1 protein-coding gene is annotated in these 1067 nt (G+C 64.2%); it reads right to left on the bottom strand.

The features are described 5' to 3' along the window. Positions 1–1067, bottom strand: a 1067-nt coding sequence (locus AC5PZ0_RS28225; RefSeq protein WP_493856205.1) for an Ig-like domain-containing protein, incomplete at both ends; no start/stop codon positions are given.

Here is a 1067-nt window from a genome sequence, read left to right as displayed (position 1 = left end):
GGTACCGGTGAGGGTGGTGCCATCGGCGTCGATGGCCAGATCGCTCGGGCTGGCGGGAGCGGTGGTCTGAGGTACATCGTATTCAAGGGCAACGGAAGTGTTGCCACTTGCGTCGGTCTGCACAAGACTCAGGTGTTCGCCCGGTTGCGCAGCTGGATCGAGGTCGATCAGGAAGGTGCCATTGGCCAATACAGTGCCTGTGCCAATTACATTGCCGTTGGCATCACGCACTTGCACAGTGGCCCCGGCTTCGCCGCGACCGCTGAGGACCAGCCCACCAGCGCCGACAACGATGTTGCTGACGGCATCAGGCGGAGTAATGTCCGGTGCGTCGAATTGCAATGGTGCAGAGCTGTTGCCAGCGGCATCCACCAGACGGATGTCCAGCGCTTCGCCGTTCGCTTGAGCGGGTGAAAGGGTCAGGCTGAAGCTGCCATCTGCGCCCACCAGCCCGGTGCCAATCACAGTGCCCGCAGCGTCGCGGACTTGCACGGTGGCGCCAGGCTCGCCGCGACCCGTGAGGGTCACGCCATCGGCCAGGGCCAGGTCAGTCGGCTGCGCAGGTGGCAGCAGGTCTTGCGAGGTGACCAAACCTGGCTGCGAAACGTTGCCCGCGGCATCGGTCAAGGTCACTTGCAGGATGCTGCCGTCGATCACGGCAGGATCAAGGGCGATTACAAAACTACCGTCCGCGCCTACGGTGCCAGTGGCCAGGACATTGCCGTCGGCATCACGCACCTGAACCGTAGTGCCCGCTTCGCCTCGGCCAGTCAGTTGGTGGCCAGCGAGACCGATCACCAAATCAACAGGCGCGTCAGGCGGTGTGGTATCGCCGCCGTCGATATCCGGTGCGGTGACGGAGCTGGCAACCGAGGTGTTGCCAGCAGCGTCAGTTGCGGTGGCTTGCAGTACTTCGCCATCGATCTGAGGCGGGTCGAGGTTGATGCTGAATACGCCAGTCGGGCCGACCAGAGCGCTGCCCAGCTCGGTGCCATCGGCGGCGAGAATACGGACGGTGCTACCCGGTTCGGCACGGCCGGTGACAACGGTGCCGTTGGCGCTGACGG

Source organism: Pseudomonas sp. 5.2 (genome assembly GCF_059025405.1).
This window is presented reverse-complemented; position numbering and strand designations above follow the sequence as displayed.